Source organism: uncultured Kushneria sp. (assembly GCF_947497025.1).
Taxonomy (GTDB): Bacteria; Pseudomonadota; Gammaproteobacteria; order Pseudomonadales; family Halomonadaceae; genus Kushneria.
The window spans coordinates 21,145-36,044 of record NZ_CANMFC010000006.1 but is presented as its reverse complement, the minus strand read 5'-3'; the positions used below and the strand labels follow the sequence as shown (position 1 = coordinate 36,044).

The window sequence follows — 14,900 nt, the reverse complement described above, 5'->3', positions numbered from 1 at the left end:
TGGCTCGTGACGGGTCAGGTAAACGAAGCAGCGTGACGGATGAGTCCTGAAGTTAAGAAGACGAGCCGCAAGCTTAAGCCAACAAACGCGGATACTAAGTAACATAAAATATTAAAAATAAATGATATTGCAGGGGGGGTGGGAAGGCAACGGCAATTATTTTAATATTTTTTAATATAGTCGGCAAAGCTATTTTTTATAAAAGCCAAATCTTTTTTCTTTGTCTGGATTTAGCCGATAGTAGGTTTCAAAGCTGAATCCAGAAACGGTAACAATCTTTTCTCTGTCTATTGAAATGCAGTCAACGTCAGAAGGCTTATGTAAATCGAAATCATACCTTGTTGTAAATTTTAAAGCTTTGTCATTATCTCTATACCCAGACATGACAGGTATGACAGAAATAGAGTTTGCAGATATAGCCTCCTCATCAGGAGGGGGTATAGTGAGCGGGAGGCATATGTATGTTTTTCCATTTTCAAGAGTTATTAGAGCATAATTCAACGCTCTTAATTTAAGCTCCTTCTTAACCTCCCTGATAGAATTCAATCTTTCAGCACGAACAAGACTGCCTTCTTCTTTTTCTTTCTTGTTCAACGAACTAAAAGACTCAGCTAACACGTGCCGATAAAATAAAACCTCTTTATTGTAGTTGAAGTCTTCTTTATATTTTTCAGATATTCTAACCAATTGATACTCGATGGGGGCTCTTTCACAAAAGACTTTTTCAATAGCCTTGCTTTTACTAAAAAATTTGCTGAAAAACCAAGCTTGGCGCTTACTGGCCATGCACTCCATGAGCTTATTAAAAGAGAAAGCTATAATTCCGGTTACTAATGACCAAAATGATATGGATGCTATAGTCAAACTAGATTCGGTAACATTCTTTTGATCATCTTGAGCATGCAGCAAGTTCCTCAAGAAACTTGAAGTCAAATCGAAAGGCTTCTTGTTTGGCAAAATCTTTATACTAAGATGATCCCCTAGCCAGAAACCAAAAGATGGAAGAAAATACCCCCATAAAAATAAGCTTAATGCTAATATAGACATGCCAAAGCAGGCTGCTCTTAAGTAGAGCGACCATCCTTGGTATAGACTCAACCTTATTTTTTCTCTTGGGTGCGAAATGATAGCCAAGTAGCCACAGATCAGCACCGGTATTATAAGTATGCCGATCACTGAATTTACTTACTTCTGATTCTTGTAAAATTTATCTATTTTTCTCTGGATATCAGAAAAGTAGTCCTTGTCAACATTATATTCGACAACTACAGTCCCTGAGCCGATAACTTTTATATCCCTGTTCTTACGTGCTTTTTTAATAATCTCTCTTTTTTTGTGTTTTACCGATTCGATAGAAAGATCGCGAGCAAAGGTTACGTTCATAAAGGTAACTCCTTTTTAATAGTCTTAAGCTATTAGAAGGGCTGGTTTTTATTATGTCGATTGTTACTTTCATGCTTTCAATGATAGTTTGAGTGACTTATTTATGTCCACAACCTGTCAACATAGAAGCAAAGGTGTATGGTCTAAAGAGCAAAAATAAAGGAATAATCTAAATAGAAACAAGAAGTTGTGTTGATATGGTGAGTCCTGAAGCGCCCTCGTGATCCCTTGATCCATGTTCCTTTCTACTGCACCTTCTTCAAAGTAACGATGGCAAGCAGCCACACCTTAATTTACCGGGCAGAAGGCGCCAGTCCAGCCCAGCCCTACGGCATTTCTCAAGCCGCGTTACCCACATTCGTCTGTCTCGTGTCCTCACGCCTGCACGCCGCCGCCAGTTCGATCACCACGTTTCTCTGATGGGTTCTGAGGCTGGTTTCCTTGTCCCGATAGTGCGCGTTGGCCAGCCAGTTGAAGCTGCCGACGATGGCGTAGCGTTTGTCCACAATCAGACACTTTTCATGCGTGGCGCGCTTCACAATGGTCAGCCGGCCTTTGTGACTTTGCGCCCCGGTTTCCTCCAAGCTGCTTAACGCTCTGAGCGCGGTATCGGAGAGCCGGTGCTGTCTGTCCCGATCGCTCGCGCCGTAGGCAATATGCACATTGACGCCGCGCTCGAGCGCGCTCGCCAGCAGCCCACAAAACCGATCGTTCACGACTCTGTCGGATAGCCAGCCGGAGACAATCATCAATTCCTTTTTGGCGATCTGCAGGGCATGGGTCAGCTCATTGTGATGATCGCGGCCCTGTACCAGAGAACTTTTAGCCGAGGTTCTTTTGGCATTGGGTGCTGCCTTGTTGTCGGCGGTTTGAGGCGCATTGCCGGCTCGCACTTTTTGCCTGAGGGAACACCACGTGCCGTACCAGCTCGTCCAGGCGGTGAAGGTCTGTACGGCGATAAAGCCCGGCCATTTGAGCGTCAGCACCGACCACAGTGTCCAGCCAAGGGCTGCGACCGCCCCCACCCTGCGATGGAGCCGGGTCAGACACAGCACCGAGATAAAAATCACCAGCTGGTAATGCAAAAACGTCATCAAAAATACTCATAAAAACAGTATTTTATCTGGCGCTGTCGCAATGGGCCATGCCCGATGGGGGCTGGCGATACGCCAATCCCTGCCTGTCTCTTCTGGGGTGACGACTACACTCCCTTCATGTGCGGACGATACGTATTTTTCACCCAGCGTCAGAAGGCAGCCCGGCAGCTGCCGTTTGGCGTGCGCGATCAAATTGATGGCGCCGAGCGGCCCCGCTATAACGTGGCGCCGGGCACGCATGTGCCCGTGATTCTGCATCGCGAAGACGCGGATGAGGCCAGTTTCGAGAACGTCTGGTGGGGCTACCACCCCCACTGGGCGGGCGAGGATGCGCCCACGCCGATCAACGCCAGGGCCGAGAAGGTCGCGACCTCGAAATACTACTCAGGCGCGTTTTCTCATCATCGCTGCCTGGTACCGGCTGATGGCTGGTATGAATGGCTCAATACCGATGAGGGCAAGCAGCCGCACTTTATCTGCCGTAAGGACCGGGCACTGATCTGGCTGGCCGGCATCTGGTCAACGCGTCAGGATGGCGAGGCAGGGCTGGCGATCATCACGCACGATGCGCGCGGTGCCGCCCGCGACGTGCATGATCGGATGCCGCTGGCGCTGAATGATGACTGTCTGGAGGATTGGCTTGATCCGCACATGACCGATCGGGAAACCATCCGCCAGCTGATCAAGCCGGTGCCGGCCAAACTGATCACGCATTGGGCGGTGTCGAAGGACGCCAACCGGGTGGGCAATGATCACGCCGAGCTGGTTGAGCCGATCAACCCTGCCTGATTACGGGCTGGTGCTGCGCCATGACCGTGATGGTACGCATGGCCCAGCTTTCAACTTCCAGCCATGCCCGCTCGGTCTTGTCGTGACGCGGCATGGGCTCCATCCAGATCCGTTCGTCGTTCCATTCGATGGCGCCGTGCCAGCCGCGGTTGTCCGGCCGGCGGACCAGCAAAATCGCGGCACTGGCGTGCCTGTAGGTGATCGCCTGCTTGTGCGTCTCGAAGGGGCGGTAGGCGGTGGTCATTGCAGCCTCACGGTGGGCAGTTCCTCCCATCGGGTCGACCAGCGCTTTGAGCGGTGGTTGCTGCGCAGCTGCCACGCCGCGTCCGGGCGCTGGACGCCTACGGTCACCGTGCCGCGACCATACTGCGCATTCAGCTGATCCAGCGCCGACATCAGTCGGTCGCTTTTGTCCCTTTCAACCGCAGGCTGTGGGGGCTGAAAGACATCGAGCTGCTGACCGGTTACGTCGATCAGATCCATCAGCTGCACGCCGCACTTTTGATACCGAATGCCGCGATCCTTCCAGAGGCGATGCAGGGCTTTTTGTGCGGTACGCACGATCTCGAAGGTGTTGTCGGTTGGAAAGGGCAGCGCCAGCGTGATGCTGTCGTGGTCCTGCGGCAGGTGCAGCATGTGCCTGTTGGTCCTGACCGTCACCCGCAGCGCGCAGGCCAGGCTGTGCTGTCGTCGCAGTTTTTCGGCGCTGCGGGCGGCGTGGGCGCGCACGGCTTCTTCGACCTCACGGCGATCGGCCGTCATCCGGCCGAATGAGCGGCTGGTCAGGATCATCTTCTTGCTGTCGTGATCGTCGTTCATGTGAATACAGCGAATGCCGGTCAGCTCCCGCACGGTGCGCTCGACCACCACGGAAAAGCGCCGGCGTATCCATTTTGGGTTGGCACGGGCGAGATCCAGCGCGGTGTGAATGCCCATCTCATACAGTCGGGTGGTCACGCGCCCGCCAATTCCCCAGACCTCGCCGACCGGCGTGCGCTCAAGCAGGGCGAGCGTGTCGGGGCTGTCCGCCGAGTCGATCACCAGCACGCCCCGGGTGGCCGTATGCTGCTTGGCGTGGCGATTGGCCAGCTTGGCCAGCGTGCGGGTGGGGGCCACGCCTACCGAGACCGGAATGCCGGTCCACTTGTAGACGATCCGCTGCATCTCCTGACAGTGGGCGGGCAGGGTGACGCGGTCAAAGCCTTCAAACCCCAGCCAGCTTTCATCAATCTAAAGGAAAGAAGACTAACTATGGACATGGCTCTACGCCAAGTCACACCGCTATTCAAAACAGCATCAGGCTGTCCATGGAAAGAAGCCGTTTTCATGCGACATAGCCTGGTTATGTCCATGGTATATCGATTAATTTAATTGTACTCACTGACCGTTTATATTTGCTTTGTCCACAAATTGCGCTCTGCCTCACTCCTGTCGACACCAGAAAGGCGATGGCCAGAGAAAATGACCAAGATCAGCCTCGAACCTTTCGCAATAGACGACGATTTGGAAACGGCAGTGGCCTACTGGGTCTACATTGATATACAGACTAGGTCGACTCGCGGAGTGTTCATTATTGGCGTGCATGTTTTAGATCAAACGTTCTATCTCATGGAGTTCCAATGCCGATTTGAGCACTGGTTGCGCCAGGTACTCTCTAGCGTGCGGCACGTTCAAGGGGGCGTCCAAAAGTTGGTGGGACGCTGCCTAGGCGGCGCTGATACTTTCAAGCACCCTAAATCCAAAAATGAACAGATATCCTGCGAAACCTCTGTACTGAATGTTTTTCGCAAGCTCGGTATTGCGCGCAGTGACTGGTGTAGGTGCTATATGCTTTTCTGACGATAAGCCAATGCTGCCAGCCTTCAGTGACGGACGAGGATCTTCGCTGCGATGGGCGAGGTGATCATCTGAATTACAGCAAAAAAGGCAGCTGGGATCGCGATTTCAGATGGTAAGCCAGAAGCAGCTACAAATGCTGCGGCAATGCTGAATTCCTTTTTGCTGACAGTGAAAAGATAAGTAATTATCTCTTTGCGATCGGAGGTAAGTAACCTTGAGGCCATGCCTACCAGGTACCCAATCAAATTAAGGCACAGCGCCACGCCCGCAATCACAAATGCATACCAGCCATAACCAATGATCGTGGTGGCATTCGGTCCTACCATGGCGAGCAGGATCAGCAGATACAGAATCGACCCTATACCTGCATACGCTGAATCATGCCATGCAAAAAAAGTCGTAAACCTTGTTCGCAAGCTCACACCGATAATGGTTGGGACAAGCACGATCAGCGTTAATTCGAGAATAATTGAGCCAAGCGGAACGTCTAGCTGGATACCGGTGAGCCATAAAAACAAGAACGGAACAATAAACGGACATAACGCGGTGTTAACCGCATTGAAAACAGCGGCAAGTGCCACATTGCCTCTCGCCATCAGTACCAGAAGAGGAGATGACACATCCGTAGGCAGAGTGCCGAGCAAGGTTTGGCCAGCAGCCAGCGAGCCGCTTCCAAAAAATAGACGGCCAGTCAGCCACCCGGCAATCGACATCGGCCCATAGACTAGTCCCAGGGCCAACAACTGGCGCGATGGCTTACGGAACACGATGCGAACTGCATGTGCGTCGAACGTGAGGCTGATGATCAACATCAGTAACGCCAGCAATGGCCCAATCGCGGACTCAAGCATTATTCCGGTGGCTGGAAAGAATAAGCCTACCCCCGCGACAGCCATCACAAACCAGACAAGGTGTGCCTCGACAAAATAAATGAATCTGCTCATGGTGGCTTTGACGTTACCGGTTGAAGTGAATGGTGCTCCCAAAACAAGGTCACTTTCTGCACCGCAAGCCCAAGGCGCTGCATAGCCGTCGCTTAACCAGGCTCTAGCAGAAGCCTCAATGATTACTATCTGCCCAGCATGCCATGACTCGTTTGGGAGCTGGGGCCGCTCCTCCTGATCAAGCAGTTCAAATAGACAATGCTCAAGGGTTGAAGCTTTAGTTGCTAGAGGTTTTATAGTAACAAGAACGGATAATTCGAGAGAGGGTAATAGATGGGACATCATCATGATCATCCCCACATTGATCCTGCTTCTGGCGACCGGCGCGTTAGCATCTCCATTTGGGCCAATGGACTCTTAACCATCGCTCAAATCGTCGGTGGTATTATGGCTGGAAGCCTATCGCTGATCGCTGATGCGTTACATAACTTTTCTGACATGGCAGCGTTGGTCATTGCCTTTGCCGCTCGTAAAATCGCCAGACGGCCTGCCGATGCGCACATGACCTTTGGCTATGGCCGCATCGAGATAGTGGCAGCACTTATCAACTACACCACTCTGATTATTGTTGGCGCCTACTTGATTTACGAAGGCGCTATGCGGATGATCAATCCCCCTGAGATAGAAGGTTGGACGATCGTTATTATTGGTGGCATCGCGCTTGTCATCGACGCCCTCACTGCGGTGCTTACTTGGTCAATGCAAAAAGAGAGTGTCAATATCCGTGCCCTTTTTCTGCATAACTTATCGGATGCGTTTGCCTCCATTGCCGTGATTATCGGTGGATCACTTATTTTACTGTACGACATGCGCTGGGTAGACCCCGCGATTACGATAGGGATTGCGCTATATATCCTTTACCTTGCTTTCTCTGAAATTGGTGGCCCTATCCGTACGCTAATGCTGGGGTCTCCCCCGGACATTGACGGTCAGTCAGTCATTGAGACCGTAAAAGATGTCGAGGGTGTCCAGAATATTCACCATGTGCATCTATGGCAGATGCAGGAAAACACGGCAGCCCTTGACTGCCACGTGGTCCTGACAGAAATAGGCTGGCATCAGATTGAATCAGTCAAGGCAGAGATCAAGGAACAGCTAAAAATGCGCTTCAATATTGCTCATTCCAGTCTGGAGTTTGAGCATAGTGACCACGCTCATCAAAATGCCAGCTTATATGGACATGAGTGACAGACAGAGGCTTGTTCTCCAGATCATATTTTTAGAGATTGGCTTCATCCCATAGCGATTGGCCTATTTTTCAACTCGGATTTTCCAACCATGGCTGAAAAAAGCTCGCCAAAATCGATAGGCCTCACAAGGCGATTTTGATGAATCCGCTATCCTCGATATTGCTTACCAGGGGGGGTTGATCGAATGGCCGCCGAAAAACAACTGACTTCTGCTAAGGTGCAAACAGTGATCGACCAAAACATGACGGATGTCAGTACCAATCAGATTCGCCAAACACCAACCTTTTTCATCAATAGCGAACCTTTAGATCCCTTTGGTATGCAAGAGCTCATTGATACCGTCGAGAGTAAAGTAGAAAAGATCTCTACGAAAAAGGATAGCCAGTGATACAGCGCTGGTGGTTAATAGGTTTGGTGGGCTTATACCCCGTGCTAGCCGAAGCCAATTGGCAAACGCATCTTTCGTTGCCGCCGGCTGAATCAGTATCCCTCGGGTTACCGGCGGCTGGCGAGCAAGAAGGCACCACGATGCAGGCTGGCGTTGACACCCTGATCATTGGGCGCGATGTCGTCATTGAGACTACCCTTTATGAAGCCTTTTCAGCAGAAGAAGTTCCCACGCGTTTCGCCACCAAACTGGAAACATTGCTAAGCGAATTTATGGAGGCTCCGGTGGAGTTTTCCGCCAGTGAGCGTATCCAGTTAGTGTGGGAGGAAGATCGACGCCAGGATGGCACTCGCATTGGGCCACCGCGCCTCAATTATGTGGCTCTGCCTGATCAGGCAGAGCCTGTAGAGATCATATGGCCGGTCGCCAGAAAGGGAGGCGTAGCATTCTTTCAGGATGACATCCTGCTAGACACATTGCGATTACCGGTTCCTGGTGCCCGCTTAACGTCTCGCTTCGGGAATCGGCGACATCCTGTGTATGGAGGGGTTCGTCCTCATAATGGAATTGACCTGGCTGCGCCGGCTGGAACACCGGTCATCGCCACCGCACCCGGGCGCGTATCCTTCCTGGGTCGCCAGGGAGGGTATGGGCAGGTGATAGAGGTGGAGCACGACACGGGGGCGATCAGTCGCTATACACACCTTAGCCGATTTTCCCCACAGCTAGTGGTTGGGGATTTAGTCAACGCGGGGGAGTCGCTAGGAAAGGTAGGTTCATCTGGGCTCACCACGGGCCCCAACCTGCATTACGAAGTGAGGGTCAATAACCAGCCTTTTGACCCTCTTGATCAAGGCCAACGCATCATGCTGGGTGAACAGCCGACTCAAAAGGAGTATGAGGCTTCACTTTATGAGGCAAGAGTTCGCCTGGAACAGGCTATAGGTACTGCATCCATTTATGACTTGATCTCGCTCAACCAGCAATAACCACCCGTGTTCAACGGCTTTGCATGAAGTGTGGATAATGTGAAGATATGGTTTTGTCTTTATCGAGCCTGAGCTTTTTGATCAGCTATCCATCATTGTACAGGTAACATTTATGGAGGATGTTTCTCCCGTTACCATGGGTGTATTGGCAAGCCTTGCGGCGGGCCTGATGACGGCCATTGGTGCGTTTCCTGTCTTGTTCACCAAAACACCCAATCGCGGTGTCCAGGATTTAGCGCTGGGGTTCGCCGCTGGTGTCATGCTGGCGGCCTCTTTCTTTTCGTTGATCATACCTTCCCTGGAAGCCTCGGAGCTGCGCTATGGAGGTAGCGTTGTACCTGCGGCAATTGCCTGCGCTGCCATCTTGCTGGGAATGGGAACGGTAGCACTACTGAACGAGTTTTTGCCTCATGAGCACTTCGATCAGGGTCGAGAAGGGCCGGAGGCTGCCTCACTACGCCGTATATGGTTGTTTATTATTGCGATTACGATACACAACCTGCCAGAAGGACTCGCCGTTGGCGTGGCTTTTGGCGCAGGAGGTAGCGAAGGAGGCATGCCACTTGCGATTGGCATTGGACTTCAGAATGCACCGGAGGGGCTGGCCGTAGCAGTATCGCTGCTAGGCGTGGGCTATTCACGTTGGCGGGCATGGACGATTGCAGCCCTTACGGGGCTTGTTGAGCCATTGGGTGGCTTGTTGGGCACTGGCGTCGTCAGCATGTCACAAACGTTACTGCCCTGGGGATTGGCCTTTGCTGCCGGAGCGATGCTGTACGTGATCAGTCACGAGATTATTCCCGAAACTCATCGGAGCGGGCACCAAAAAAAGGCCACGCTGGGCCTTTCCATCGGATTGGTGCTCATGCTGTTTTTGGATGTCTCGCTGGTCTGACGCGTTGGAAGAGGAAAATAGCGTGGGCTCTAACCCAGGTCTTGAGCCCCTCCATGTGAGTTTTCAGTGATACAGAGCTGATGATCACTGATGACTTCAATGATTCGGCAGCTTTCCACTTTGCCTCCGGCACAATGCGTGACCATGCGTTGCAGCTCCTCACGCAGTGCAGACAGTCGTTGAAGACGAGACTCTACTTTTTTCAAATGATGTGTGGCAATGGCATCGACTTCCTGGCAAGACATGTCAGGCTGATCTGACATTGCCAAAAGCTCTCGCACTGAGGCCACCGAAAAGCCAAAGTCTCGGGCATGGCGGATGAAACTCAAACGCCGAACTGTGTCATCTCCATAACGGCGCTGCCCTCCGTCGGTTCGTGACGCATCGCGCAACAGCCCGATACGCTCGTAGTAGCGAACCGTTTCAGGTTTGCAATCGGCCCGCCTTGCCAACTCACCAATGCTGATACTTTGCCCCCTCATCGACATGGTAAAACTCCTTCCGAAGAGCTTGAAGCTGTAGTTGCTACAAGGTTTACACTTCGAAACCATAGTTCATATGGGAGGGGCGATTCCATGAAAACATCAACGCAGACAGCAGAGCCTACCGTCTTGACGCTGCGTGTCGAAGGCATGGACTGCGGCGGTTGTGAGCGCAAGGTAGTGTCTGCGCTGGAACGACTGGACGGCATTGAGGAGGTGACGGCAAGCTCTGTCACGGGGTCGGTGAAGATTCACCACCACGATCACAGGCCCCCCTCGCAAAAAACCATTGAAGGCACTCTGAACGAGCTAGGCTACCAAGTGGTCTCCGATGATGACCACAAACAGGCGTCCAGCTCTTCAATTCCCTGGTGGCAAACCGCCAAAGGGCGCCTGGTCATTATCACAGGAAATCTGCTGGTAGTGGCCTTCGTGCTTGGTTTGGCATGGCCTTCGTTGGGTAATATCCCTTTCATTCTGGCCACGCTGGTCGGCTTGATGCCCATCGCGAAGAGTGCCTGGGGCGCACTCAAGATGCGCAACCCTTTTACCATCGAGATGCTGATGTGCATTGCGGCGCTTGGCGCATTGGCCATCAATGCCGCTGCTGAAGCAGCAATGGTCGTGTTCTTGTTCGCCGTGGGAGAGCTGCTCGAAGGAGTAGCCGCTTCACGGGCGCGACGCAGTATCTCAGCCTTGGCAAACTTGACGCCGTCAACCGCAAGACTGATGGACAATGGCGATCTGCGTGACGTCTCGGCAGAATCGCTTGAACCCGGTCAGCGCGTGCTGGTGCGTCCCGGGGATCGCGTCCCCTGTGATGGACGTATCTTGGTGGGGACGTCAGACCTGGACGAATCGCCGGTAAACGGTGAGTCCATACCCCGTTCGCGCGCACCAGGTGATGACATTTTTGCTGGCACAGTGAACCTTGATGCCGCCCTGGAGGTGGAGGTAACACGAGGCGCAGATGACAACACCATTGCGCGTGTCATCCGTCTGGTTGAGGAAGCGCAGGCTGCCAAGGCGCCCATAGCCCGCTTCATAGATCGTTTTGCTTATTACTATATGCCCGCCGTCGTCTTGCTCGCGCTACTGATGGCGATAGTGCCACCGCTGGTATCGACCATGGCATGGTCGGAGTCGATTTACCGGGCGTTAGCATTGCTGTTGATCGCATGCCCCTGCGCACTGGTGATTTCAACCCCTGCCGCCATTGCCGCAGGGCTCTCGGCGGGCGCTCGGCGCGGCCTGCTGATCAAAGGCGGTGTCGTTCTTGAACAGTTAGGCAAGCTTCGCCTGGTAGCGCTAGACAAGACGGGCACTCTCACTGCGGGTACCCCAAAAGTCACGGATGTTGAGTCCTGGGCTATCGAGGAAGGCGATAAAAACGTATTACGGCTTGCCGCCGCGATAGAGCGAGATTCCAGTCATCCTATCGCTACGGCGATCGTCGATCATGCCCATCAGTCGGGCCTGACCCTCCCCCTGGCCACCGGCAGCCGCGCTCTGGCGGGACGCGGCGTTTCAGGCCGGGTGGAGGATCGCGAGCTAAGCTTGGTAACGCCTCGTCACCTTCATGGGCAAGTCATGCTTGATGAAAGTATCAGTGCGCGGATTGTCGAGTTGGAAGAAGCCGGCAAGAGCCTTGCTATCCTCGTCGAAGGCGAACGTCTACTGGGCTTGATCGCTGTTCGCGATGAACCACGCGAAGATGCCCTTGAGGGCCTGGCGGCGCTATCGCGGTTGGGTGTGCAAGCCGTGATGCTCAGCGGTGATAACACACGGACCGTCGCTGCCACTGGAGACCGCCTGGGCATTGAAGCGCATGGCGAACTGATGCCTGAAGACAAGGCAGAGTATATTCGTGACTGGCAAGCGACGGGCCGTGGCCCCGTCGGTAAAGTAGGCGATGGCATCAACGATGCCCCGGCCCTCGCGGCAGCCGATGTCGGTATCGCCATGGGCGGCGGCACGGATGTGGCGCTGGAAACGGCAGATGCGGCCTTGCTAAAGAATCGCGTTACCGGCATCGCCGAGCTGATAGACCTCTCTCGAACCACGCTGCGCAACGTCAAAACCAACGTCGTTCTCGCCCTTGGCCTAAAAGCCATTTTTCTAGTCACCACGGCTCTGGGTATTACCGGCATGTGGATTGCGGTGATGGCCGATACCGGTGCAACCGTCCTGGTTACGCTGAATGCCATGCGACTGCTAGGTTACCGATTTTCGCCCGATAACTCGTTGACAGGCCTGTCTCAAGGGAAAACAACGTCATGAAAGCAGCGCAAAACGACGGCCCTTCACATCGTTGGCCATGATTCACCCTCGCTGGCTTGATTGGTAGTGCAGCCATGCAAACCCCTACCACAGTCGAAAGCCTGTACGTACAGCCTGATGCTCGGCCGCGCGCTTGGTAATACCGTTAATCATTTGGCGCGAGGGCGCGTCGTCGACTATCGGGACGTTTACCGGGCGAATGGCATTGGCCCGCCTTTAACATGGCCGATATAGCGTTATTGACAAGTGTATTGATGTACGCAATGACGTTATGGCGTGAGCGTCCTGCTTTTAAGCTCTTTGAGTAACAGTATGGACTCGGTCAAGCAAGAGAAGAGAGATTCATTTTTTACTGGGCGACTCTCACCAATAGTCGATTGCCTTGTAGCGCTAGCCGCCGGGGTGTTGACCACCTTGAGTGCTGCCCCTTTCTTCCTGTGGTGGCTTGGCCCAGTGGCCGTGGCACTGGTCTATTGGAAGATACAGACACTAACGCCCGCGATGGCCACCCTGCGCGGGTGGTGCTATGGAGTAGGCCTGTTCGGCTCCGGCACGTCATGGGTCTTCGTTGCTATTCACGATTTCAGTGGCACGGGGGCCCTTGGAGCGATACTCCTTACCTCTCTTTTTGTCAGCGCCCTGGCGCTCTTTTTTGCAATCCCCTTTGGGCTCTATCGACGCATAACGGGGCCACGGTTAGCCTTTCTCAGCTTTGCCGGTGTCTGGGTGATTAGCGAATGGCTACGCACCTGGTTGTTTACCGGCTTTCCCTGGTTATTGCTGGGCACCTCTCAGATAGATTCTCCACTAGCCCCCTGGGCGCCCGTTGGGGGTGTGTACTTGCTGTCACTCTTTACTGCGCTGACAGGCACGTTAGGGGTAGAGATGCTACGCCGCCGCTGGGGTTGCCTTGTCCCGATTGCCGTGCTGTGGCTCGTTCCTTTCCTGTTGCCTACCCAATGGACAACCCCGGCTGGCGACCCCGTACGTGTGACGTTGTTGCAAGGGAATCTTGACCAGCGCATCAAATGGAGTGCCAAAGGCCAGCGTGAGGCGATCAATATCTACACAAAGATGACGCAGGAGCAATCAGGGCAGACTGATCTCATCGTTTGGCCTGAGGCAGCACTTCCCATGTTTGAGCAGGAAGCGCAAAGAATACTCGAGCAAGTATCGTCTGATCTCGGGCCGGGTACCCCGTTACTTACCGGTATCTTGCAGCGCGACAATGAAGGGCGCTCCTACAACAGCGTTATCGGTCTAAATAACGTACAAGGCCAATACCAAAAAGCCCACCTGGTACCGTTTGGCGAGTACCTGCCGCTAGAAAGCCTCCTCGCCGACACCCTCGCTTTTTTTGACCTGCCAGCACCAGGCATGGCCCCAGGATCAGACAAACAGGCACCGTTACACGTAGCCGGGACAATCATTGGCAATGCCATCTGCTATGAGATCATTTTTGCCGATCATGTAGCCCGGCAGGCACGTAATGCAGAACTGCTATTGACGGTTTCCAACGATACGTGGTTCGGGCGTTCCATTGGCCCACTCCAACATCTTCAAATGGCGCGTCTACGCGCCTTGGAAAATGGCCGTCACCTGATTCGTGCCACCAGTAATGGCGTAACGGCCATGATCGACTCCCAGGGCCATGTCACTGCCCGCGCCCCACAGTTTGAACAGACCAGTTTAACTGGCGAGGTAACCCCTATGCAGGGCCTGACCCCGTTCACTCGCACCGGTAGCTGGCCCGCCTGGATACTCGCTGCCCTGCTGATGCTGCCTGGATTATTACCACTGAACCTGTTCAAGCAGAAGAGGCACACTGAGCGCCCACAGCATTAAAGCATCACTTCCATAATGCCATGGGTTGGCCGCACCCGGGATTTACTCTGAATAATGCGCTCCGGCCCAGACAGCATGGACAACCGTCTATCAGCGCTTTCCACAGTGGCGTGATGACGGCATCTTCGATCGGATTCTGGCACGCCTACACCTTCGTCTTTGTGAAGACGGCATCATGGATATCGACACCTGAATGATGAATTCAACATCCATCAGAGCGGCTCGATCAGCCAGCGGTGCCGGTAAAAAAGGCATCGGTATAACCACCGGATCATACCCTCGGCCGTAGCCGTGGCGGTCTGGGCACGAAGATACATCTTCTGTGTGACAGCCGCGGCTTTCCTCTTGTCTTCTCCCTTTCCACAGGCCAGTGCGCCGATTCGATACACCTGACCGAACTGCTGTAGAAGGTTCGATTACCGGGGCATTCGGGTCGACCTCGCAAATGCGGCCGTTACATCGTGGCGGACAAGGGCTACAACAGCGATGTGCTGCGACGCTACTGTACACGTTACGACATGCGTCCGATCTCATCCCGCGATGCCGCATGCATCGACGCCCGCGGTCGGGTCTGCCGCATAAGTTCGACCGGCCAAAATACCGTCAGCGCAACGTGGTGGAACGCCTGTTTGGCTGGCTGAAGGAAAACGTCGGTTGAATACCCGTTACGACAAACCGGCCAGCAGCCTCAGGGCCATGGTGTCGCTGGACTGCCGAGCGATGCATGAGAGCCGACTTTTCAGACAGAACCTGATCACTGTGCTTCCATTGGACGGATC

At 53.5% G+C, this 14,900-nt stretch carries 14 protein-coding genes and 1 pseudogene; 8 read left to right on the top strand and 7 right to left on the bottom strand.

Translation table 11 applies throughout. The annotated features are described in order from the left end of the window. Nucleotides 1-189: 189 nt before the first annotated feature. The 3 genes from Q0931_RS11895 to Q0931_RS11885 form a co-directional block, all read right to left on the bottom strand. Nucleotides 190-1,098: a hypothetical protein gene (locus Q0931_RS11895; RefSeq protein ID WP_299260566.1), complete on the bottom strand. Its 909-nt coding sequence runs from the start codon at nucleotides 1,096-1,098 to the stop codon at nucleotides 190-192. Between the two features lie 87 nt (nucleotides 1,099-1,185). Next, on the bottom strand, nucleotides 1,186-1,383 hold the full coding sequence (locus Q0931_RS11890; protein WP_299260564.1) for a hypothetical protein: 198 nt from the start codon (nucleotides 1,381-1,383) through the stop codon (nucleotides 1,186-1,188). Nucleotides 1,384-1,721: 338 nt separating this feature from the next. Further along, nucleotides 1,722-2,477, bottom strand: coding sequence for a phospholipase D-like domain-containing protein (locus Q0931_RS11885; protein WP_299260562.1), 756 nt, complete (start codon nucleotides 2,475-2,477; stop codon nucleotides 1,722-1,724). 120 nt (nucleotides 2,478-2,597) lie between these two features. Between Q0931_RS11885 and Q0931_RS11880 the strand changes: the two genes are divergently transcribed. After that, complete coding sequence (locus Q0931_RS11880) at nucleotides 2,598-3,269, top strand: SOS response-associated peptidase (RefSeq protein ID WP_299260561.1); 672 nt, start codon at nucleotides 2,598-2,600, stop codon at nucleotides 3,267-3,269. Here the strand turns inward: Q0931_RS11880 and Q0931_RS11875 are convergent. The 3 genes from Q0931_RS11875 to Q0931_RS11865 form a co-directional block, all read right to left on the bottom strand. Next, complete coding sequence (locus Q0931_RS11875) at nucleotides 3,256-3,513, bottom strand: hypothetical protein (protein WP_299260559.1); 258 nt, start codon at nucleotides 3,511-3,513, stop codon at nucleotides 3,256-3,258. The two genes, Q0931_RS11880 and Q0931_RS11875, sit on opposite strands and share 14 nt — an antisense overlap. Then, nucleotides 3,510-4,499 carry a DUF4113 domain-containing protein gene (locus Q0931_RS11870; RefSeq protein WP_366941617.1) on the bottom strand — a complete coding sequence of 330 codons (990 nt, stop codon included), beginning with the start codon at nucleotides 4,497-4,499 and terminating at the stop codon, nucleotides 3,510-3,512. Before Q0931_RS11870 ends, Q0931_RS11875 begins: the two co-directional genes overlap by 4 nt. Before the next feature lie 632 nt (nucleotides 4,500-5,131). Then, nucleotides 5,132-6,346 (bottom strand): bile acid:sodium symporter family protein, encoded by a 1,215-nt coding sequence (locus Q0931_RS11865; RefSeq protein ID WP_227875986.1) that lies wholly within the window; start codon nucleotides 6,344-6,346, stop codon nucleotides 5,132-5,134. Here Q0931_RS11865 and Q0931_RS11860 point away from each other — a divergent pair. The 4 genes from Q0931_RS11860 to Q0931_RS11845 all read left to right on the top strand — a co-directional run bounded on the left by Q0931_RS11860 (nucleotide 6,326) and on the right by Q0931_RS11845 (nucleotide 9,514). Further along, on the top strand, nucleotides 6,326-7,240 hold the full coding sequence (locus tag Q0931_RS11860) for a cation diffusion facilitator family transporter (RefSeq protein WP_086621610.1): 915 nt from the start codon (nucleotides 6,326-6,328) through the stop codon (nucleotides 7,238-7,240). The genes Q0931_RS11865 and Q0931_RS11860 overlap by 21 nt on opposite strands. 186 nt (nucleotides 7,241-7,426) lie before the next feature. Further along, complete coding sequence (locus Q0931_RS11855) at nucleotides 7,427-7,630, top strand: thioredoxin domain-containing protein (RefSeq protein ID WP_086621611.1); 204 nt, start codon at nucleotides 7,427-7,429, stop codon at nucleotides 7,628-7,630. Further along, a complete protein-coding gene (locus tag Q0931_RS11850; protein ID WP_086621612.1) occupies nucleotides 7,627-8,619 on the top strand; it encodes a M23 family metallopeptidase in 993 nt (330 codons plus the stop codon). The genes Q0931_RS11855 and Q0931_RS11850 overlap by 4 nt, the downstream gene beginning before the upstream one ends. A 112-nt stretch (nucleotides 8,620-8,731) precedes the next feature. After that, a complete protein-coding gene (locus Q0931_RS11845; protein ID WP_086621613.1) occupies nucleotides 8,732-9,514 on the top strand; it encodes a ZIP family metal transporter in 783 nt (260 codons plus the stop codon). 29 nt (nucleotides 9,515-9,543) lie between these two features. On the opposite strand, the gene Q0931_RS11840 is transcribed toward Q0931_RS11845, so the two are convergent. Further along, nucleotides 9,544-10,002 (bottom strand): helix-turn-helix domain-containing protein, encoded by a 459-nt coding sequence (locus Q0931_RS11840; RefSeq protein ID WP_086621614.1) that lies wholly within the window; start codon nucleotides 10,000-10,002, stop codon nucleotides 9,544-9,546. A gap of 87 nt (nucleotides 10,003-10,089) precedes the next feature. Here Q0931_RS11840 and Q0931_RS11835 point away from each other — a divergent pair, with 87 nt between their 5' ends. From Q0931_RS11835 to Q0931_RS11825, 3 genes and pseudogenes are all read left to right on the top strand, one after another. Beyond that, nucleotides 10,090-12,276, top strand: coding sequence for a heavy metal translocating P-type ATPase (locus tag Q0931_RS11835; protein ID WP_086621615.1), 2,187 nt, complete (start codon nucleotides 10,090-10,092; stop codon nucleotides 12,274-12,276). A gap of 312 nt (nucleotides 12,277-12,588) precedes the next feature. Further along, complete coding sequence (gene lnt, locus Q0931_RS11830; protein ID WP_086621616.1) at nucleotides 12,589-14,121, top strand: apolipoprotein N-acyltransferase; 1,533 nt, start codon at nucleotides 12,589-12,591, stop codon at nucleotides 14,119-14,121. Nucleotides 14,122-14,197: 76 nt separating this feature from the next. Next, nucleotides 14,198-14,835: pseudogene (locus Q0931_RS11825) on the top strand (IS5 family transposase); the annotation flags it as partial. Nucleotides 14,836-14,900 lie beyond the last annotated feature (65 nt).